The sequence below is a fragment of the Streptomyces sp. A01 genome, from assembly GCF_059026195.1.
Genome location: NZ_JBWLKN010000031.1, coordinates 17,615 through 37,634, shown reverse-complemented (window position 1 = coordinate 37,634; position 20,020 = coordinate 17,615). Strand labels below are relative to the sequence as shown.

The window sequence follows — 20,020 nt, the reverse complement described above, 5'->3', positions numbered from 1 at the left end:
GACGAGGCGTTCTGCCCAGGGATGTGGGGAAGCGCTCGCGGAACACGGGGCACGGAGGACGGGGCGCGGCGGTGGGCCGGGGCGTCAGAGCGGATGAGCGGGAGCGCCCGAGGTGTGGGGGGACTCACACGCCCGGCGCGGTACGGCGCAGCACACGCAGCGACCCCGTCGCCGAAACCTCGGTGAAGGCGCCCGACTCCAGGGCGCGGCGGTAGATCCGGTACGGGGCCTGGCCGCCGTCCGCCGGGTCGCGGAACACGTCGTGGATGACGAGCAGCCCCTCGGGCGCGACATGCGGCGCCCAGCCCTCGTAGTCGGCTCTCGCGTGCTCGTCGGTGTGCCCGCCGTCGATGAACACCATCCCGACCTGGCCGCCCCAGACCGCGGCGACCTGCGGGGAGCGGCCGACCACGGCGACCACGTGCTCTTCGAGCCCGGCCGCGTGCAGCGTGCGCCGGAAGGTGGGCAGCGTGTCCATCCGGCCCACCTCGGGATCGACGACCGTCGGGTCGTGGTACTCCCAGCCGGGCTGCTGCTCCTCGGAACCCCGGTGGTGGTCGACGGTGACGACCACGGTGCCCGCCGCGCGGGCGGCGTCGGCCAGCAGGATGGTCGACCGCCCGCAGTACGTGCCGACCTCAAGCAGCGGCAGCCCACCGGCGGTCGCAGCCGTCGCCGCCTCATAGAGGGCCAAGCCCTCATCGAGCGGCATGAACCCCTTCGCGGCCTCGAACGCGGCGACGGTCTCCGGCTTGGGCGGCATGGTCCCTCTTCCTCTTGTTCGTTTCGTTCGCTGTGTGGTGCGGGCTGTCCGTGTGCTCGTGCTGCTCGTACTGGGCCGACCGTTCATCGTGCCGCATGGCGCCGTCGGGGTGCGCCCGCGGGGTGCGGATGGCGGTGCGGGTGCGGTGACTGCCGACGCGTGCGCGCGTGCGCGTACTGAACTGCCGTGCGTGCGGGCAGGGGCAAGGGGGGCAAGGGCAGCCTCGTAGGCTGGCGCCTTCCGGCGCAGTCGCCGAGGAGTCACGATGACCTACGAGGAGGCCACCGCCATGCAGCACCCGCACGCCCCGTCTGCCCCGTCCGCCTCGCACGCGCCGCATGCTGCCGCTGCCGGGGAGGCCGCTGCCGCGTTTCCCGCGCGGGGGCGGCGTGTGCTCATCAGCGGCGCCTCGCGGGGGCTGGGGCGGGCGCTGGCGGTGGCCTTCGCGGCGCAGGGCGACCAGGTGGCGGTGCACTACGGGACGCGCCGCGCGGATGCCGAAGAAACGTTGGCGAGGCTGGCGGGCACCGGGCACGCGCTGATCGGGGCGGACCTCTCGACACCGGACGGCGCGGCCGAACTGGCGGAGGCGGCGGCCGCCGCGCTGTGCGGCATCGACGTGCTGGTGAACAACACGGCGGTGAACACCCCGCACCCGCCCGCGCGTACGTCCTACGCGGACTGGACCGCCGCTTGGCGCGACCACGTCGCCGTGAACCTGCTCGGTACGGCCCATCTGAGCCACCTCGCCGCGCAGCGGATGATCGCCCAGGGCTCCGGCGGGCGGATCGTCAACATCGGCTCACGGGGCGCCTTCCGCGGTGAGCCCGACCACCCGGCGTACGGGGCGACGAAGGCGGCGGTGCACGCACTGGGCCAGTCCCTCGCCATCGCCCTCGCGCCGCACGGCATCGCCGTCTCCTCGGTGGCCCCCGGCTTCATCGACACGGACCGGGTCGCCCACCGGCTCTCCGGCGAGGAGGGCGCGGCCATCCGGGCCCAGAGCCCCTTCGGCCGCGTCGCCGCGCCGGACGAGATCGCGGCGGCCGTGCTGTGGCTCGCCTCCCCGCAGGCGCAGTGGAGCTCGGGCACCGTCCTGGACCTCAACGGGGCCTCCTACCTGCGCACCTGAGCGGTCCCGCGTACCTGAGCGGTGGCCGGGAGCGGGCGGGGGCATGCGGACGGTTGCCGCGAGCGAGCGCCTGCCTGGCGGTGGTTCCAGGCCGAGCGCGTCCCTGGCCTGGTCAGAGCCAGCCGTTCTGGCGGGCGGCACGGACCGCCTCCATCCGGTTGCGGGTCCGGGTCTTGCCGATGGCGGCGGACAGGTAGTTGCGCACCGTCGCGGGGGACAGGTGCACCTTGGCCGCGATGTCGGCGACGGTGGCGCCGTCCGCCGCCGCCGTCAGGACATCCCGCTCGCGCGGCGTCAGCGGGTTCGGCCCGGCGCTCAGCGCGGCGGCGGCGAGTGCCGGGTCGATGACGCGTTCGCCCGCCAGCACCCGGCGGATCGCCACCGCGAGCTCCTCCACCGGCCCGTCCTTGACGAGGAAGCCGGAGGCGCCGGCCTCCATCGCCCGGCGCAGATAGCCGGGACGGCCGAACGTGGTGAGGACGAGCACCCGGCAGCCGGGGAGCCGGGTGCGGAGTTCGGCCGCGGCGTCCAGGCCGCTCCGGCCGGGGAGTTCGATGTCGAGCAGGGCGATGTCGGGCCGGACCTCCAGTGCGCGCGGCAGGATCTCGTCCCCGGCGGCGACCTGCGCGACGACCTCGATATCCGGCTCAAGACCGAGGAGCAGGGCGAGCGCGCCGCGCATCATGCCCTGGTCCTCGGCGAGCAGGACGCGTACCGGACGCCCGTCCGGCGCGTACTCCGTGTCCTTCACCGGTCTCCCACCTCGCTGGCCCCATTGTTCCCGTTTTCCCCGTTACCCCTGTTATCTTCGTCGTCACCACTGTCCCCGTCGATGGGGAGTTCGGCGGTGAGCCGGAAGCCGCGCCGTCCGGCGGACCCGGAGCGCAGCGAACCACCCGCCGCGGCGAGACGTTCCGCCAGGCCGGTCAGCCCCGTACCGCCGGTACCGCCGCGCATTCGCAGCGCCACCGGTGACGGCGCGGCGGCGCTCCGAGCGGTCGGGCCATCGGCTGGATCGTCGGTCGGGTCGTCGGTCGGGTCATCGGCTGGGTCACCGGCTGGGGCATCGACCGGTCCGCGGGCGTGCAGGCGCTGGTGCGCGTGTCCGCGCCCCTGCCCGCACCCGGCGCCGTCGTCGAGGATGTCCAGCCGTACGTGGTCGGCACCCGCTCGCACCTCGATGTCGCAGCGCGCCGCACCGCTGTGCCGGACCGTGTTGGTGACGCCCTCGCGGACCACCCAGCCGAGCAACGCCTCGGCCTGGGGCGGCAGCGGCGGCCCTGACTGCCGTACGACGGCCTCGATGCCGGAGGCGTCGAGCAGCGAGCGCGCCCGGTCGAGTTCGGTGGTCAGGCTGCCCTCGCGGTAGCCGGTGACGGCCTCGCGGATCTCGGTGAGCGCCTGGCGGCCGATGGCCTCGATGTCGGCGGCCTGCGCGAGGGCGGCCTCGGGCGCGCGCGGTGTGAGCCGCCGTACCGCCTCAGCCTTCACGACGATCACCGACAGGGTGTGGCCGAGCAGGTCGTGCAGGTCGCGCGAGAACCGCAGCCGTTCCTGCTCCACGGCGGACCGGGCCAGCTCGCTGCGGGTGGCGTGCAGTTCGCGTACGGTGCCGGTCAGCCGGATGATGATCGCGACGACCGCTCCGGACAGTGCCGAGGAGTAGGCGACGCTCCACATCTTCTCCGTGTCACCGCTGTACGCGGTGCTCAGCTCGCCGATGGCCACGACGACGAGCAGCGCGGGCCCGACCTTGCGGCCCCAGACGGCCATCCCCGTAGCGAGTGAGACCAGCGAGAAGAGCATCAGCCAGCTCCCCCCGTACGAAGAGCCCAGCACGACCGCGAGCGCCGCCGTCGGCAGGAGCAGCAGCTGGGCGGCGCGGCGCCGGGCGGGGGCGAGGCTGGCGCCGACGAAGATCACGGCGACGTAGCACGCGGCGAAGAGCAGCAGCCCCGTTCCGGCGAGCCAGCGGTGGGGGACCGCCCCTCGCACCACGTCGACCGCCGCGCCGCTCGCCATGAGCAGCCAGGGCATGAGCGTCCATTCGCTGGGCCCTTCGCCAAGCTCCTCGTTGTTGCTCCGTGTGCTCATGGCTCCCGTTGTCCGCTTTCCGCCGCCTGCCGCGCAGCCCAGCTGGCCTGCTGCCCTGCTGTCTTGCTGTCTTGCTGTTTTGTTCTGTCTTGTTTCTGTCTTGCTGTCTGTTCGCCGTCGGGCCGGTGCGTCGTCGCCGTCGGGCCGGTGCGTCCCGCTGTGTCCGGTATGCCTATGTGACCATGCGCGCGTGGCGCGGCCGTCACCGGCCGGTCCGGTGCTCAGCCGGGTCATGCCGTATGGGCGCTCACGCGGTAGGAACGGAGGGCGTAGCCGCCGAACGCGGCGCACCACGCCACCAGCGTCAGTGCCGTGACCAGGCTGGGCGCGTGCCCCTCGGTGACGCTCCAGCCCAGGTCGGCGAAGCGGTGGGTGGGCGTCCAGTCGGATATCGCACGCAGCCAGCCGGGGAAGTTGTCCACCGGTATCCACAGCCCGCCCGCGATGGCCAGGCCCAGGTTGCAGGCCATGTTGACCACGCCCGTCGTCTGGGCGGACAGGAGGTAGCCGTTGCCGAGACCGAGCAGGGTGAAGGGCGCGGTGCCGATCCACAGCAGGGCGACGAGCGCCGCCCACTGCCAGACGTCCAGCTCCACGTGGTTGATGACGCGGCCCGCGAGCAGCACCGCCGCGATGGCGGGCAGGACGATCACGGAGCCGGTGAGCGCGCGGCCGGCCACGATCCGGGATGGCGGCAGCGGAGTGACCCGCAACTGCCGTAGCCAGCCGGTCGCCTTGTCCTCGGACAGGCCGGTGCCGACGCTGAGGGCGGAGCCGAGGGCGCCGTACGCGGCCATGCCGACCATCAGCGAGACCGCGACGTCCTTCCGGTCGCCGCTGTTGACCCCGAGGTTGCTGAAGAGCAGATACAGCATGACCGGCATGCCGATGCCGAAGACGACGAACCCGGTGTCGCGCAGCGTCCGGCGCACTTCGAGCTGGATGTAGTCGATCATCGGGAAGACTCCTGCACGGCGTGGGTCGGGGAAGGGGACGGGGCGTGGAGCGGCGGCGCGCCGCCCTGTGTGTCCGGGCCGGTGGTCAGCGCGAGGAACGCGTCTTCGAGGCTGGCCGGGGCCACCTCCAGGCCGCGGATGGCGCCCTGCTCGGCCAGCGCGCGTACCGTCGCGTCGGAGTCGGAGCTGCGCAGCCGCGCGCGGTCACCGCGGATCTCCACCGACGTCACGCCCGGCAGCAGGGCGAGGCCCGTGGTGGCCGCGCCCGCCAGGTCGAAGGCGACCAGACTGCCGCCGACGGCACGCTTGACCTCGTCGGCACTGCCGTCGGCGGCGATCCGGCCCCGGTCGATGACCACGATCCGGTCGGAGTTCTCGTCCGCCTCCTGGAGGTAGTGCGTCGAGAAGAGCACGGTGTTGCCGCGCTCCGCGTACGCCCGCATGGAGGCCCAGAACGCCCGGCGGGCCTCCACATCGAGCGCCGCGGTCGGCTCGTCGAGCACGATCAGTTCCGGATTCCCGGCGAGCGCCATGGCGAAGCGCACACGCTGCGCCTGGCCGCCCGAGAGCTTGTCGACGCGGCGGTCCGCCAGGCTCTCAAGCCCCGCCAGGGCCAGGGCTTCCGGCACGGGCATGGGCGCCGGATAGCAGGAACCGACGAAGCGGACGAGTTCCCGCACCGTCACCCGGGCGATGGGCCGCCCGTCCTGGAGCATGGCGCCCACCCTGCCCTCGCGCGCCGCCCGCTGCGGTGTGTCACCGAAGAGCCTGACCTCACCGCTGGACGGCGGAAGCAGCCCGAGCAGCATGCTCAGGGAGGTGGACTTCCCCGCGCCGTTGCGGCCCAGGAGCGCCACGGTCTGACCGCGTGGAACCTCCAGGTCGAGCCGGTCCACGGCGCGGACCGCGCCGTAGCTGCGGGATACGCCGTTGAACGTCACGGCGGGTGGACCGCCGCGCCAGGTGCGCCCCGCGCCAGCCCCTGTCCCTGTCCCTGTCCTTGTCCTTGTCCTTGTCATGGTGCCCGTGCCCGTGACCGTGCCGGATGTTGTCGTCATGTCAGTGACGCTACGGAGCCGCCGAAGGCGACGGCAGAGGTGAATGTCGGTAGCTGACCAGGACAGATGTCATGGGTAACGGGGCGCGACCGGAGCCGGCCTGTCGTCATGGCCCTTCCCGGGTGCCGGTGGATCGGCTATACATGGGGGCATCGGCTAGAACGTGTTCTAGGTCTTGTCCGCGCCACGGCGCCACCCCCTGGGGCGCCACGGCGCGGACCGGCCGAGCGGGGCCTTGGCGCGGCCCGGCGGAGCACGGGCTGAGGGGCGCGGCGGCGCTCGCGCGGCGCCGCGGCCCGACCGGCTGATCAGCTATGACCCCGTTACGGCCAACGGCGCGGACGGCCGGGCCGGGGTCTTCCCGTCCCGGAAGGAGCAGTACGCCGATGCCCATCGACGTCGCCAAGGCCACCACCGCCGAGCCCACCAGCACGGAACTCGCCTGGGGCCACAAGGACGTACAGCTCTACCACTTGGGCATCGGGGCGGGTTCGGCCCAAGGCGCGCCAGGAGCGGCGACCGACCCCGGCGAACTCCGCTACACCCTGGAGAGCCGACTCCACGTCCTGCCCAGTTTCGCCACCGTGGCGGGCGGCGGCATGGCCCTCGCCGGTGGGCTCTCCGCGCCCGGCATCGACGTGGACCTCACCGCCGTGCTGCACGGCGGCCAGCGCGTCGAGCTGCACCGCCCGCTCCCCACCTCCGGGCGGGCGACCCAGACCTCACGGGTAGCCGCCGTCTACGACAAGGGCAAGGCCGCCGTCATCGTGCTGCGCTCCGACGTCGCCGACGCCGAGGGGCCGCTATGGAGCTGCGACACACAGATCTTCGTACGCGGTGAGGGCGGATTCGGGGGCGAGCGCGGCCAGTCCAGCCGCCCCGCCCTTCCCAGCCGGGAGCCGGATGTCACGGTCGACCGGGCCACCCGCGAGGACCAGGCGCTGCTCTACCGGCTCTCCGGCGACTGGAACCCGCTGCACGCCGACCCCGAGTTCGCCAAGCTGGCGGGTTTCGACCGGCCGATCCTGCACGGGCTGTGCACGTACGGCATCGTGCTCAAGGCCGTCGTGGACACCGTCCTCGGAGGCGATGTCAGCCGCGTCCGCTCGTACGCCACCCGCTTCGCCGGTGTCGTCTACCCGGGCGAGACGCTGCGCGTGCGGATGTGGCGGGAGAGCGGCCGGGTGCTGGTGCTCGCGACGGTGGACCGCCCCGGGGATGGCGACGACGGCGACGGGGAGCGGGACGACGTGCAGGTCCTCGTCGACACCGTGATCGAGCACAGCTAGACCGCGACCCTGAGTACGGCCCGGCACCACACCCCCGGCACCAGTCCTGACGCGGGCCCGGCTTCCGACCGAGCCTGACGGAGACCTGACCGGAGATCCGACCGGAGACCTGGCCGGAGTTCTTACGGAGTTCTGAGAGGAGTCGTACCGTGCGCGCAGCCGTACAGCACGAGATCGGGCGGGAGAAGCTCGACGTCCTTGACGACGTGGAGGCGGTGGGGTTCGGCCCCGGCAAGGTCAGAGTGCGGGTCCGGGCTACGGGACTGTGCCACTCCGATATCTCGGCGATGAACGGGGTGCTGCCGCAGCCCGCCCCGTTCGTCCCCGGACACGAGGGCGCTGGCGAGGTCATCGACGTCGGGGACGGCGTGACGGGCCTCAGCGTCGGCGACCGGGTCCTGATCTGCTGGCTGCCCGCCTGCGGCGACTGCCCGTCCTGCAAACGGGGCCAGACCCAGCTGTGCCTGGCGGGCTTCGCCAACGCCGGTACGCCCAACTTCCGGCGCGCCGGGGCGACCCCTGGCGATGTCTTCGGCTTCGCCGGAACGGGGACCTTCACCGAGGAGGTCGTCCTCGCGGCGGGATGCGCCGTGCCCATACCGGACGATGTGCCCTTCGACATCGCCGCGCTCATCGGCTGCGGGGTGACAACGGGTCTGGGCGCCGCCCTCAACACGGCCCGGGTCGAGGCCGGTTCTTCGGTCGCCGTCATCGGCTGCGGTGGCGTCGGGGTCAGCGTCATCCAGGGCGCCCGGGTGGCGGGCGCCGCACAGATCGTCGCCGTCGACCCGGTCACGTCCCGGCGCGAACGTGCGCTCACCTTCGGCGCCACGGAGGCCGTCGCCCCGGCGGAGCTGGCCGACATCAAGGGCCGGATCACCGGCGGCGAAGGCTTCGACTACGTCTTCGAGGCCGTCGGCACGTCAGCCACCGCCCGCACGGCGTATGAGACGACGCGGCGCGGCGGCACGCTGTGCGTCGTCGGGGCGGGCGCGCTCGACGACTTCTTCCAGGTCAGCATGTTCGAGTTGTTCTTCGACGAGAAGCGCGTCCTGCCCTCGCTGTACGGCGGTGGCGACGTGCTGCGGTCCTACGAGCGGGCCATCGCCCTGTGGCGGGCCGGGCGCGTCGACCTCGAACGGCTCATCACCCACCGGGTGCCGCTCGCCGAGGTCAACGAGGCGATCGACCAGATGCGCACGGGCGAGGCGCTGCGGACGTGCATCGAGCTCTGAGAGCACGAGCGGGCGTGATGAACACGACGGACGCGATGGATGTCATGGACGCACTGCACGCGATGGACGTAACCGACACAGCAGGCGCAGGAGCCGCAAGCCGGGAGGCGAGCCGTGGCGTTGCTTGAGGGGAAGACCGCGATCGTTACGGGCGCCGGGCGGGGCCTCGGGCGGGCGGAAGCGCTCGAACTGGCCCGGCTCGGTGCCCGTGTCGTCGTCAACGACTATGGCCAGCCGGGCCGCGACGGTACGGGAAAGGCGTGGTCAGGCCCGGCCAACGAGGTCGTCGCCGAGATCACGGAGGCGGGCGGCCAGGCCACGGCGCACACGGGCGACGTGGCCGACCACGAACAGGCCAGAAGCCTCATCCAGTGCGCCCTCGACACGTACGGCGCCCTCGACATCCTCGTCAACAACGCGGGCATCCTGCGAGACCGGATGGTCTTCTCGATGACCGAGGACGAGTGGGACTCGGTGATCCGGGTGCACCTCAAGGGGCACTTCAACACGACACACTTCGCGGCCGCCTACTGGCGCGAGCGCTTCAAGACCGCGTCCGACCGGGGCCGGAGCGAGGCGAAGACCGGCTACGGGCGCATCATCAACACCTCGTCGGAGGCGTTCCTCGCCGGTTCCGCCGGGCAGCCCAACTACGCTGCGGCCAAGGGCGGCATCGTCGGGCTCACCACGTCGACGGCGGCCGCGCTCGGCAAGTACGGCGTCACCGCCAACGCCATCTGCCCGCGAGCCAGGACGCGGATGACCGAGGATGTCTTCGCCGGATTCGGCGAGCCGTCGGCGGGCGAGCTCGACCCGCTGGCCCCTGAGCACGTCGCACCGCTGGTCGGCTACCTCGCCTCGCCGCCCGCGGGGCGGATCAACGGGCAGCTCTTCGTCGTCCACGGCGGGATGGTCGCGATCGTCGAACGCCCGAAGGTGGCGGCCAAGTTCGACGCGGCGCGGCCGGGCGCCGCCTTCACCGCCGAGGAACTGGACCATCTCCTCACCCCGCACTACGCGAGCCGCCCGCCCCACGAGAGCTTCGCCGCGGTGGAGGTGCTCGGCCTCAAGCGGGAGGCCGGGTGAGGCCAGGGCCGTTTGCCGGGCGGGGTCGTGCGGCGCTCGGTCCCTCGGCGCGGTGGCGGCGGGGCCAGAGGCGAACGCCGCCCGGGCCACACGCGTACGGAGCCGTAGCGGCTGGGACGCGCCCGGCTGCTCCTACGGACGGATGCCAGAGCTGACCGTCCCCGTCGTCCGCCGGTGCTTGCCCTGCACGGGCCCGCCGCCGTCCTCGGCGGCGGCCGGGCCACGGTGCCTGCCCGCGTGAGCCGCCTGGGCGGCCGGGTTCCCGGGCGCCGCCGGACCGGGTGACCCCAGCGGTCGGGCCTCGGATATGTCAGTACCGGCTTCGGCCATGAGGGAAGTCACTCCGTGAACTGTCGCTACCTGCTGTGCGTAGGGGATCGCCGCCCGTGCGCGTCGGCTTGAGGAGACGTCACCGCCCCACCGGCGCAAGGACGTTCGGCGCACGGTGCGTGTCCGCTCGTACGGCTGCGCGACCCCTGTTCGAAGTCTAACCAGGACGTTGATCACGCAGCCAACCGACTCCCGCACGCCTCCCGCCCTGTTTCCCTTCCTTCTCTCCACGGCCTCTCCACCGGCTTCTCGGCAGTTCCTGACGGTCGGCAGTTCCTGACGGGCTCGTGGCCGGTTCCTGACTTCTTGACCGGCGTCTCCTCGTGCTGCGGTCGCGCACTATCTGGCTCCGGCGAGCGGAGCCTGTTGCAGTGGTACGGGCCGGGGCGCCGTGGCCGGAGTCGCCTCCGGGAGGGGCCCTTGCCCTGCCAGTGGTTCCCGCGCGCCCGCCGCCGGCCCCGCCGGGTACCCCGTCTGATGTGACGGCCAAGCGCCGCCGAGCCCGGCCCCGAGCCCGGCGCCGGGTCTGAGCCCGTACGCGGCCCCGTCGCCCCCCGCGGTGCCGTGCTGCGGCAGTACGGGCACGGGGAGGCCGCGCCCCGGCGTCACGTCCGGCCACGGTTCGGGCACGCGCACCCGGGCCAGCCCGCAGGGCACCTGCTCCGTGGCGAACGGCAGCCTGAGTTCTCCGTCGCGGGTCCACAGGCCCGCGCCGGCCAGCCAGCCGCGCGGTGGCGAGACGTGCCGCAACCGGCGCTCCGAGGGCCGCCAGACGCCCACCCAGCTGCCGCCCCCACCCTGGCGGCTCTTGCCGTCGCCAGGCGCCCCGGCCCCGGCGCCGCCCGCCGCGCCGCCCGCCTCGGCACCGTTCCCCCCGCCGTCGCCCTGGGGCCGTGCCCGGTCGAGCCGGAACGCCACGGCGCAGCCCTCCGGCGTCAGCATCTGGCCTGGCTGCACCGCGAACGGCGTCACCGCCAGGCCGGCGCCGCCAGTGGCACCGGCGTGCTCCGGTGTCAGATCCAGGCATTCGGGGAAGCGCACGGGCAGCGCGCTGCCGAGTACGCCCCAGCCGAGCCGGTCGCGACCGGGGGCGTCGGACCGTACGAGCAGCAGCCCGCTGTCCGGGTCGGCGAGCAGCAGCCGGTCGTTGCTCTCCTTGGTGATCTGGAGCAGCGGGCTTGTCTCGCCGCCGCGCCGCAGGTCCACCACGATCGTCTTGACCTGCCCGCCGACTTCGCGGTCCACGGCGAGCAGGCGCCCCATCCGGTCGAGCCAGGTGCCCGATGAGCACCGGCCCGGGATCTCGGCGACGTGTTCGGGCCCGAACGAGCCGCCGTGGACGAGCCACACATGCGTGGCCAGCTCGCCGGGCGCCAGCGCGTACGCGCTCACGCCGTCCGGGGTGGGCGGCAGCAGCGTCAACTCCTCGCACTCGATGAAGCCGAGGGGCAGTTCGCCGGTGTTGGGCCCCGTGGGGTACAGCAGCGCGAGGGCGTGCCGGTCGGCGACGCGGCGGCGGATCAGCACCCGGCCGTCCGCCAGTGGCAGTACCTCGCTGTCGGGCTCCTCGGGCTGATCGCCGGGCAGGGGGACGGCGTAAGGCTCGGGGCCGTCCAGTGTCCAGCGCTCGGGAAAACAGCCGCCGGTCGCGCCGCACACCGCGAGGCGCGCGGCGTACGAGCCGTCCGCGGCGAGCGTGATCGCCGCTCGGCGTGCGGTGTCGTCACCGAGAGCGGTTTCCATGGCACAGGCCGTCATGAAACGGTCACCTCCGGCGACTGAACGTAGTTTTCGCACTCGATGCCGAACCACGAGAGGTGCCGCACTTCACGCGAAAGGGTGGCGATCGTCCGATTCTGCTGAGCGGGCGCGGGTGGCTGTGCTGGGCGGCGGGGGTGGACGCGGCGGGGGCGAGGGGCCCGGCATAAGGTAAGGCTCGCCTCACCAGGCGCCTGTTGTGTCGCGGAGGCGTTTTGTCGCGGAGGCGCACCGTGCGGCGTCAGCGCGTACGGCCGCGCGCCTCACCCCTGAGCCAGGAGTACGTCATGTCCCCGTCCCCACGCCGTCGCGGTGCGGTCCCCAGCCTTCGCAGGCGCGGTCTCGCCGCCGTCTCCCTCGCCCTGACCGGCGCGCTCGCCCTGTCGGCCTGCGGGTCCTCCGGCGACGACGGCGGCAAGGGCGGCGGCTCGAAGTCCGTGGCACAGGGCGGCAAGGACTTCGCGAAGGCGGCCGAGCAGACCGCGAAGATGGGTACGGACGCGGGGCCGGGCCAGTTCCCCCGCACCGTCACGCACGCCATGGACAAGACCGAGATCAAGGCGGCGCCCAAGCGGGTCGTGGTGCTCGACGTCGGCGAGCTGGACAACGTCGTCTCGCTCGGGGTCAAGCCCGTCGGTTACGCCTCGGCAGAGGCCGACGACGGCGTCCCGGGCTACCTCAAGAAGGCCGCCGGGAACCCGAAGAGCGTGGGCACGATCAACAGCCTCAACTTGGAGGCCATCAACGCGCTCCGCCCCGATCTGATCCTCGGCAGCAAGCTGCGCGCCGAGGGCCAGTACAAGGAGCTGTCGGCGATCGCCCCGACCGTCTTCTCCATCCGCCCGGGCTTCACCTGGAAGGAGAACTACCTCCTCAACGCGGCGGCCCTGGACAAGACCGCGGCGGCGAAGAAGAACCTCGACGCGTACGAGGCGAAGGCGAAGAAGCTCGGCGCGGACATCGGTCCTGACAAGCCGACCGTCACCATGCTCCGGTACATGCCGCAGTTCACGCGGCTGTACGCCAAGGCGTCCTTCATCGGCACCATCCTCGACGACGTCGGCCTGCCCCGGCCCAAGAACCAGCAGATCAACGACCTCGCCGCGGAGATCAGCCCCGAGCGCATTGACGACGCCGACGCCGACTGGATCTTCACGGGCGTCTACGGCGACGCGAAGGCCACCAAGCGGGCCAAGGCCGAGGGCAACGCGCTGTGGAAGAAGCTGGACGCGGTGAAGAACGGCCAGGCGAAGGACGTTCCCGACGAGACCTGGTACCTCGGGCTCGGTGTCACGGCGGCCGACAGCGTCCTGGACGACCTCGGCGGCTATCTCGTGAAGTAGCAGCGCGCGGGGCGCCGGCCGGTACGGACGCGTGCCAGCCCGTACCGGCCGGCGCCGTCCGCCGGGGCTGCGGCGGGACGGCTGGTGGGACGGCCGCTCTGACAGCTCAGGGGCGTAGGGGCGCGGTGGACAGGTAACCTCTAAGCCGTGCCCGTACTCGCTGAAGTCCTCACCGCGCTCGACGCCCTCTGGCCCCCCGCGCGGGCCGAGGAGTGGGACGCCGTCGGCACGGTCTGCGGAGACCCTGACCAGCCCGTTACGCGCGTCCTGTTCGCTGTTGACCCCGTTCTCGATGTCGCCGACGAGGCGGTACGGCTCGGTGCCGACCTGCTCGTCACGCACCACCCGCTCTACCTGCGGGGCACGACGACGGTCGCCGCCTCGACCTTCAAGGGCCGGGTCGTGCACACACTGATCAAGAACGACGTCGCGCTGCACGTGGCGCACACCAACGCGGACCGCGCCGACCCCGGCGTCTCCGACGCGCTCGCCGGGGCCCTCGACCTCCGGGTCGTCGCGCCCCTGGTCCCCGACCCGGCCGACGCGGCCGGACGCCGCGGTCTCGGCCGGGTCTGCGAGCTGGACGCCCCGATGACCCTGGGCGCGTTCGCCGAGCGGGCCGCGGCCCGGTTGCCGCGCACGGCGCAGGGCATCCGCGTCGCGGGCGACCCGGAGCGTATGGTCCGTAGCGTCGTGGTCTGCGGTGGTTCCGGAGACGGCCTCTTCGACGCCGTACGGGCGGCCGGGGCCGACGTCTACGTCACCGCGGACCTGCGCCACCACCCGGCCTCGGAGGCCCAGCAGCACAGCCCGCTGGCACTCGTCGACGCCGCGCACTGGGCGACGGAGTGGCCCTGGACCGAGCAGGCGGCGGCGCAGCTCGACGAGATTTCCGACCGGCACGGGTGGGGCTTGCGCACCCACGTCTCCCGCGCCGTCACCGACCCCTGGACCGCGCACGCGGCCTCCACTGTCCCCGCCACACCCTTGAGCCCAGGAGCCCCGAACTGAACGCCGAGCCCGCCGACCAGATCCGCCTTCTCGACGTCCAGGCCCTCGACGCCCGCCTCTCGCAGCTCGCTCACAAGCGTCAGAGCCTGCCCGAGCACCACGAGATCGAGACCCTGAACGCCGACCTCACGCAGCTGCGCGATCTCCTCGTCGCCTCGCAGACCGAGGAGGGTGACACCGCACGCGAGCAGACCAAGGCGGAGCAGGACGTCGATCAGGTCCGCCAGCGCGCCGTCCGCGACCAGCAGCGTCTCGACTCCGGCGCCGTCACCTCGCCCAAGGACCTGGAGAACCTCCAGCGCGAGATCGTCTCCCTCGCCAAGCGGCAGGGCGCTCTGGAGGACGTCGTCCTGGAGATCATGGAGCGCCGCGAAGCCGCGCAGGAGCGCGCCGTGGAACTCACCGAGCGCGTCTCCTCCCTTGAGGCGAAGGTGATCGACGCGACCGCGCGCCGCGACGCCGCGACGGAGGCCATGGACTCCGAGGCCGCCACGGCCACCAAGGAGCGCGAGGTCATCGCCGGCTCCGTGCCGGCGGACCTGATGAAGCTGTACGAGAAGCTGCGCGTCCAGCAGAACGGCGTCGGCGCCGCCCGGCTCTACCAGCGCCGCTGCGAGGGCTGCCGCCTTGAGCTGAACATCACCGAGGTCAACGAGGTCAAGGCAGCGCCCGCCGACGAGGTCCTTCGCTGCGAGAACTGCCGCCGCATCCTGGTCCGTACGCCCGAGTCAGGTCTGTGAGCCGGATGCCGAACCGCTTTGTCGTCGAGGCGGACGGAGGGTCCCGGGGCAACCCGGGGCCCGCGGGGTACGGCGCCGTCGTCCTCGACCCGGTGACCGGTGAGACCCTCGCCGAGGCGGCCGCCTCCATCGGCACCGCCACCAACAACGTCGCCGAGTACAAGGGCCTGATCGCGGGCCTGCGCGCGGCGTACGCGCTCGATCCCACAGCCGAGATCCAGGTCCGGATGGACTCCAAGCTCGTCGTCGAGCAGATGTCGGGCCGCTGGAAGATCAAGCACCCGGACATGCGGCCGCTCGCCGCGGAAGCGAAGACGGTCTTCCCGCCCGACCAGGTGTCCTACGCCTGGATTCCGCGCGAGCAGAACAAGCACGCGGACCGGCTGGCGAACGAGGCGATGGACGCGACCAAGCGCGGCGAGCGCTGGCAGCCGTCGGCCTCGACGGCGGCGCTGACGGTGGGCGCACGCCCGGGCGGCGCCACAGCGACCGTCGCGGCGGCGGACACCACGACCGGCGCCCACGCCCTTCCGGCCACCGACGCCGCGCCGGTCGCCGAACCGGCGGGCCCGCCCGTCGGCTGGGCCGCGCCCGCCGACCTCGGCGCGCCCACCACGTTCGTCCTGCTGCGCCATGGCGAGACGGCGCTGACCCCGGAGAAGCGGTTCTCGGGCAGCACCGGCGCCGACCCCGAACTCTCGGCTACGGGAAGGCAGCAGGCCGCGTACGTGGCCGCCGCGCTCGCCACCCGGGGCACCATCCAGGCCGTCGTCAGCTCACCGCTGCGCCGCTGCCGCGAGACGGCCGAAGCGGTCGCCACCCGGCTCGGCCTTGAGGTGCGGATCGACGAGGGCCTGCGCGAGACCGACTTCGGCGCCTGGGAAGGCCTGACGTTCGCCGAGGTACGCGACCGCTACCCGGCCGACCTGGACGCCTGGCTGGCCTCGGCGAAGGCCGTACCGACCGGCGGCGGCGAGAGCTTCGCCAGCGTCGCCCGCCGGGTCGCACTCTCCCGCGACAAGCTCATCGCCCGCTACGCGGGCAAGACGGTGCTGCTCGTCACGCATGTCACGCCCGTCAAGACCCTGGTCAGGCTGGCGCTCGGGGCACCGCCCGAGGCGCTGTTCCGGATGGAGCTGTCCGCCGCCTCGCTCTCGGCCGTGGCCTACTACGGCGACGGCAACGCGTCGCTGCGGCTGCTCAACGACACCTCACACCTGCGCTGACCCGCCGCCGCGTGCCGGGCCTGCCACCGGGCGGGCCCGACGCCGCGCGCAACGCGCGCCTGGCCCGGCGTGATCAGCCCGGCGTGATCAGCCCGGCGTGACCAGCCCGGCGTGACCCGTACGGCATGACGACTCCGGCCCGCCTAGCACTGGCGCAGGGCCGCCGCCTCGCGGGCCAGGCGTTCGACCCGGCCCCAGTCCTTCGCGCGCAGCGCGTCGGCGGGCAGCATCCAGCTCCCGCCCACACATCCCACGTTCGGCAGCGCCAGATACGCGGGCGCCGAGGCCGGGCCGATGCCGCCGGTGGGGCAGAACCGGGCCTGCGGCAGCGGCGCGGACAGGGCCTTCACGAACGCCGCGCCTCCGGCCGCCTCCGCCGGGAAGAACTTCATCTCCCGTACGCCGCGCTCCAGCAGGGCAAGCACCTCCGACGCGGTGGAGACCCCGGGCAGGAACGGCAGCCCCGACTCCAGGAGGGCGGCCAGCAGGTGCTCCGTCCAGCCGGGGCTGACCAGGAACCTGGCCCCCGCCGCGACCGCCGTGTCCACCCCCTCGGGGCTCAGCACCGTACCGGCGCCGACCACGGCGCCAGGGACGCCGTCGGCGATGGCGGCGATGGCGTGGGGGGCCGCGGCGGTGCGCAGCGTCACCTCGATCGCGGGCAGCCCCCCGGCGACCAGGGCGCGCGCGAGCGGCACCGCGTCCGCGACGTCGTCGATGACGACCACGGGGACGACGGCCGCGAGCCCCAGCACCGACCCCGGTACCGGTCGCGGTACGGGAGTCGGCTCCGGTACCGGGACCGGGTCCGGTTCCGGCGGGGAACTGGCGGGGCCGCCGGTTGCCGCCGGGGGAACGGTGGATGGAGCGGTGAACGGGGCGGCGGACGGGGCGGAGAACGGGGTGGTGGACGGAGCGGGGCCGGAAGGACCGGTGGGGCCGACGGGGGAGGAGGCAGCACGACGAGTCACGCGGCCCATCATCCGCCCCGTGGGCGGCACTTGCAATGCCCGTTGCGCAAAGCGCAACAGTCGCTCGTCCCTACGTCAGACCTCGGTCACCACGACGTCCAGCGCCCAGCCCGTGCCGCGCTTGGCCGGAGGCTGCGCCTCCACCGTGTAGCCCAGCTCGCGCAGCGCGTCCACCAGTTCCCCGGGTCCGCGCGGCGTCGCCCCGTCGGTGAGCAGGTCCCGCACCATCCGGCCCTTCGTCGCCTTGTTGAAGTGGCTGACGACGGTCCGCTTCTCCACCCCGTTCACGGTCGTGGACTGGAGTACCCGCACCGTCGCCGTGCGCTCGGCGGTCTCGCCCTTGGGCTTCCAGGCCGTCGCGTACGCCGCCGACCGCAGATCGAGCACCAGGCCCCGGCCCGCGACCTCCGGCAGCGCCTCGGCCATCGGCGCCCGCCAGTACGCCCCGAGCGCGCCGATGCCGGGCAGCTTCACGCCCATCGAGCAGCGGTAGGAGGGAATCCGGTCACCGATCCGCACCGCGCCCCACAGCCCGGAGAACACCAGCAGGGACCGGGCCGCGCGCCGCCGCGCCGCCGGTTCCAGCGTCGCCAGGCCCAGCGCGTCGTACAGGACTCCGGTGTAGATCTGCCCGGCGGGCCTGGCACCGGCGGTGCGCAGCTCCGCGTTCTTCGCGACCTCGCCGCGCAGCCCGGCACTCAGCCCAAGGACCTCGGCCGCCTTGTCCTCGTCCCCCGCGCACAGCGTCACCAGCTCATCGAGCACCGCCTCGCGCGCCGTGCCGAGCCCGGGCAGCGACAGCGCCCCGAGGTCGAGCGCGGCGCCGGACCCACTCGGGGCCTTCCCCTCGGACGGCGGCAACAAGACGAGCACGGCGGTTCTCCTCACACGGACGGGACGACGGTCTACGGGCATTGCGCGGGCCATGGCGCGGACGACGGGGCGTACGAGCCGGTCGGCAGGGGCGGGCACGGGGGCCGGAGCGGCCAGGTGGGCCCGGACGTCCAGCGGTGTCCCGGCGGCGGCCCGTGCGCGGCCCCGCCGCAGCCTATGCCGGTGAGGTGCGGCCACAGAAATGCCGCCCTCCGCATCCGGCGGCGGACCCTGTCACCGCCCACGTGCGCCCACGCGCGCGCAGCCACCGGGGAGGCACCAGTCACGCAGCCGTGGCAGGTCCCAGCGCACCCACGCGCGCGTAGCCACCCGGTCACCACCGCGACCGGCTCCCACCTGGTCACGCCTTGTCACTCCTCGTCGCGCCGCTCCCTGGGCCGCGCCCGCACCGCGTACGAGACGACGCCGAGCGCCAGTACGCCCGTTCCCGCCAGTACGGAGGTGAGCGGCAAGGCGAAGGCGAGTGCCGCGCATCCGGCGAGGCCGACGAGCGGGATGGCACGGGGCGGCCGCCCCTCCTCGGTGCTGAGCGTCCACGCGCTGGCGTTCGCGACGGCGTAGTAGGCGAGCACGCCGAAGGACGAGAAGCCGATCGCCCCGCGCAGATCCGCTGTCGCCGCCGCCACGGCCACCACGGCGCCGACCGCCAGCTCCGCACGGTACGGGGCGGCCGTGCGTGGGTGGACGGCCGCCAGGACGTGCGGCAGATGCCGGTCGCGTGCCATGGCGAGGGTGGTACGGGAGACCCCGAGGATCAGCGCGAGCAGCGATCCCAGGGCGGCGAGTGCCGCGCCGCACCGCACGACGGGGGCCATCCAGCCCGCGTCGGCGGCGCGTACCGCGTCGGCGAGCGGCGCGCCCGCATCCGCCAGCCCCCGTGGGCCGAGCGCGGCCAGCGCGGCGGCGCCCACCGCCGCGTAGACGACGAGGACGATGCCGAGCGCGAGCGGAACGGCGCGCGGGATCGTACGGGCGGGGTCGCGCACCTCTTCGCCGAGAGTGGCGATCCGGGCGTATCCGGCGAAGGCGAAGAACAGCAGCCCCGCCGCCTGGAGGACGCCGCCGGGTGTGACGTCCGTGGCCGTGCTGTCCGCCGCCCACGGCGCGCGCGTGTGGCCGCCGGTCCACACGGTGACCACGATCGCCGCGAGAACGACGAGCACCACGGCGACGACCGCGCGCGTCAGCCAGGCCGACTTCTGGATGCCGAGGCAGTTCAGGGCGGTCAGCGCCACGACGGCGGCGACCGCGACCACCCGTTCGTGCTCCGGCCAGGCGTACGACCCCACGACCAGGGCCATGGCCGCGCAGGACGCCGTCTTGCCGACCACGAACCCCCACCCGGCGAGATGCCCCCAGAAGGGGCCGAGCCGTTCCCGGCCGTAGACGTAGGTACCGCCCGAGGCCGGGTAGCGGGCGGCGAGCCGGGCGGAGGAGGTGGCGTTGCAGTAGGCCACGACGGCGGCGACGCCGAGCGCGATGAGGAGGCCGGACCCGGCGGCGCGGGCGGCGGGGGCGAACGCGGCGAAGACACCGGCGCCGATCATCGCCCCGAGGCCGGTCATGACCGCGTCGAAGGTGCCCAGCTCACGCCGGAGACCGCCGGTGCCTGGCGCGGGGCCGGAGGCCGGGCCGGGAGACGGGTCGGGGCTGGTGCGCGCCATCGGCTCAGCCTGACACGGCGAAGGCGCCCGCGAGGGAGGCCAGCACTTCGGGAGCGACGCGGTAGTACACCCAGGTGCCGCGCCGCTCGGACACCAGCAGGCCCACTTCGCGCAGCTTCTTGAGGTGGTGGCTGACGGTCGGCTGCGAGACGCCGACGTCCCGGATGTCGCAGACGCACGCCTCGCCGCCCTCGTGTGAGGCGATCTTGGAGAACAGCCGCAGCCGCACGGGGTCGCCGAGCGCCTTGAACATGGCGGCGGTGCGCTCGGCCTCGGCGATGGTCAGGGCGTGCTGGGTCAGCGGCGGGCAGCACGGCTGGGTGCTCGACGGCGGCGGGCTGACCGCCGGTGGTTCACTCGCGATCGGCATGAGGCAATCTTGTCGACCCCCGCCACCATCCGCCAAGGCCGGCCCACGCCTCGGACCGCCCCCGCCGGGCCCCGCAGGTGCTCGCGTGGCGCGTCGTGTC

The 20,020-nt window shown here is 73.5% G+C and carries 19 protein-coding genes; 8 read left to right on the top strand and 11 right to left on the bottom strand.

Annotation, left to right across the window (positions count from 1 at the left end):
* Window positions 1–124 precede the first annotated feature (124 nt).
* Entirely contained in the window at window positions 125–763 is a 639-nt protein-coding gene (locus AC5P1B_RS30325; protein WP_493891180.1) for a class I SAM-dependent methyltransferase, read from the bottom strand.
* A 265-nt stretch (window positions 764–1,028) separates the two neighbouring features.
* Between AC5P1B_RS30325 and AC5P1B_RS30320 the strand changes: the two genes are divergently transcribed.
* Window positions 1,029–1,895, top strand: a complete 867-nt coding sequence (locus AC5P1B_RS30320; RefSeq protein WP_493891179.1) for an SDR family NAD(P)-dependent oxidoreductase — start codon at window positions 1,029–1,031, stop codon at window positions 1,893–1,895.
* Window positions 1,896–2,007: 112 nt separating this feature from the next.
* Here AC5P1B_RS30320 and AC5P1B_RS30315 read toward each other — a convergent pair whose 3' ends face one another.
* From AC5P1B_RS30315 to AC5P1B_RS30300, 4 genes are all read right to left on the bottom strand, one after another.
* On the bottom strand, window positions 2,008–2,646 hold the full coding sequence (locus AC5P1B_RS30315; protein WP_493891178.1) for a response regulator transcription factor: 639 nt from the start codon (window positions 2,644–2,646) through the stop codon (window positions 2,008–2,010).
* On the bottom strand, window positions 2,643–3,989 hold the full coding sequence (locus AC5P1B_RS30310; RefSeq protein ID WP_493891177.1) for a sensor histidine kinase: 1,347 nt from the start codon (window positions 3,987–3,989) through the stop codon (window positions 2,643–2,645). Before AC5P1B_RS30310 ends, AC5P1B_RS30315 begins: the two co-directional genes overlap by 4 nt.
* 230 nt (window positions 3,990–4,219) lie before the next feature.
* Window positions 4,220–4,945, bottom strand: coding sequence for an ABC transporter permease (locus AC5P1B_RS30305; protein ID WP_493891176.1), 726 nt, complete (start codon window positions 4,943–4,945; stop codon window positions 4,220–4,222).
* Window positions 4,942–5,886, bottom strand: coding sequence for an ABC transporter ATP-binding protein (locus tag AC5P1B_RS30300; RefSeq protein ID WP_493891216.1), 945 nt, complete (start codon window positions 5,884–5,886; stop codon window positions 4,942–4,944). The genes AC5P1B_RS30305 and AC5P1B_RS30300 overlap by 4 nt, the downstream gene beginning before the upstream one ends.
* Before the next feature lie 503 nt (window positions 5,887–6,389).
* Here AC5P1B_RS30300 and AC5P1B_RS30295 point away from each other — a divergent pair.
* The 3 genes from AC5P1B_RS30295 (at window position 6,390) to AC5P1B_RS30285 (ending at window position 9,613) form a co-directional block, all read left to right on the top strand.
* Window positions 6,390–7,292, top strand: a complete 903-nt coding sequence (locus tag AC5P1B_RS30295; protein WP_493891175.1) for a MaoC/PaaZ C-terminal domain-containing protein — start codon at window positions 6,390–6,392, stop codon at window positions 7,290–7,292.
* Between the two features lie 149 nt (window positions 7,293–7,441).
* A complete protein-coding gene (locus AC5P1B_RS30290) occupies window positions 7,442–8,527 on the top strand; it encodes a Zn-dependent alcohol dehydrogenase (RefSeq protein WP_493891174.1) in 1,086 nt (361 codons plus the stop codon).
* A gap of 114 nt (window positions 8,528–8,641) precedes the next feature.
* On the top strand, window positions 8,642–9,613 hold the full coding sequence (locus tag AC5P1B_RS30285; protein ID WP_493891173.1) for a 3-oxoacyl-ACP reductase: 972 nt from the start codon (window positions 8,642–8,644) through the stop codon (window positions 9,611–9,613).
* A gap of 132 nt (window positions 9,614–9,745) precedes the next feature.
* Here AC5P1B_RS30285 and AC5P1B_RS30280 read toward each other — a convergent pair whose 3' ends face one another.
* Window positions 9,746–9,955, bottom strand: coding sequence for a hypothetical protein (locus tag AC5P1B_RS30280; RefSeq protein WP_493891172.1), 210 nt, complete (start codon window positions 9,953–9,955; stop codon window positions 9,746–9,748).
* A 327-nt stretch (window positions 9,956–10,282) separates the two neighbouring features.
* Window positions 10,283–11,701: a hypothetical protein gene (locus tag AC5P1B_RS30275; RefSeq protein ID WP_493891171.1), complete on the bottom strand. Its 1,419-nt coding sequence runs from the start codon at window positions 11,699–11,701 to the stop codon at window positions 10,283–10,285.
* Window positions 11,702–11,988: 287 nt separating this feature from the next.
* Between AC5P1B_RS30275 and AC5P1B_RS30270 the strand changes: the two genes are divergently transcribed.
* The 4 genes from AC5P1B_RS30270 to AC5P1B_RS30255 all read left to right on the top strand — a co-directional run bounded on the left by AC5P1B_RS30270 (window position 11,989) and on the right by AC5P1B_RS30255 (window position 16,021).
* Window positions 11,989–13,044 carry an ABC transporter substrate-binding protein gene (locus tag AC5P1B_RS30270; protein ID WP_493891170.1) on the top strand — a complete coding sequence of 352 codons (1,056 nt, stop codon included), beginning with the start codon at window positions 11,989–11,991 and terminating at the stop codon, window positions 13,042–13,044.
* Window positions 13,045–13,191: 147 nt separating this feature from the next.
* Window positions 13,192–14,055 (top strand): Nif3-like dinuclear metal center hexameric protein, encoded by an 864-nt coding sequence (locus AC5P1B_RS30265; RefSeq protein ID WP_493891169.1) that lies wholly within the window; start codon window positions 13,192–13,194, stop codon window positions 14,053–14,055.
* Entirely contained in the window at window positions 14,052–14,795 is a 744-nt protein-coding gene (locus AC5P1B_RS30260; protein WP_493891215.1) for a zinc ribbon domain-containing protein, read from the top strand. The genes AC5P1B_RS30265 and AC5P1B_RS30260 overlap by 4 nt, the downstream gene beginning before the upstream one ends.
* 5 nt (window positions 14,796–14,800) lie before the next feature.
* A complete protein-coding gene (locus AC5P1B_RS30255; RefSeq protein WP_493891168.1) occupies window positions 14,801–16,021 on the top strand; it encodes a bifunctional RNase H/acid phosphatase in 1,221 nt (406 codons plus the stop codon).
* 143 nt (window positions 16,022–16,164) lie between these two features.
* On the opposite strand, the gene eda is transcribed toward AC5P1B_RS30255, so the two are convergent.
* From eda to AC5P1B_RS30235, 4 genes are all read right to left on the bottom strand, one after another.
* Window positions 16,165–16,776 (bottom strand): bifunctional 4-hydroxy-2-oxoglutarate aldolase/2-dehydro-3-deoxy-phosphogluconate aldolase, encoded by a 612-nt coding sequence (gene eda, locus AC5P1B_RS30250; RefSeq protein WP_493891214.1) that lies wholly within the window; start codon window positions 16,774–16,776, stop codon window positions 16,165–16,167.
* Between the two features lie 291 nt (window positions 16,777–17,067).
* On the bottom strand, window positions 17,068–17,865 hold the full coding sequence (gene yaaA / locus AC5P1B_RS30245) for a peroxide stress protein YaaA (protein WP_493891167.1): 798 nt from the start codon (window positions 17,863–17,865) through the stop codon (window positions 17,068–17,070).
* A 371-nt stretch (window positions 17,866–18,236) separates the two neighbouring features.
* Complete coding sequence (locus AC5P1B_RS30240; RefSeq protein ID WP_493891213.1) at window positions 18,237–19,451, bottom strand: APC family permease; 1,215 nt, start codon at window positions 19,449–19,451, stop codon at window positions 18,237–18,239.
* Window positions 19,452–19,554: 103 nt separating this feature from the next.
* Window positions 19,555–19,920, bottom strand: coding sequence for an ArsR/SmtB family transcription factor (locus AC5P1B_RS30235; RefSeq protein ID WP_493891166.1), 366 nt, complete (start codon window positions 19,918–19,920; stop codon window positions 19,555–19,557).
* Between the last annotated feature and the right edge of the window lie 100 nt (window positions 19,921–20,020).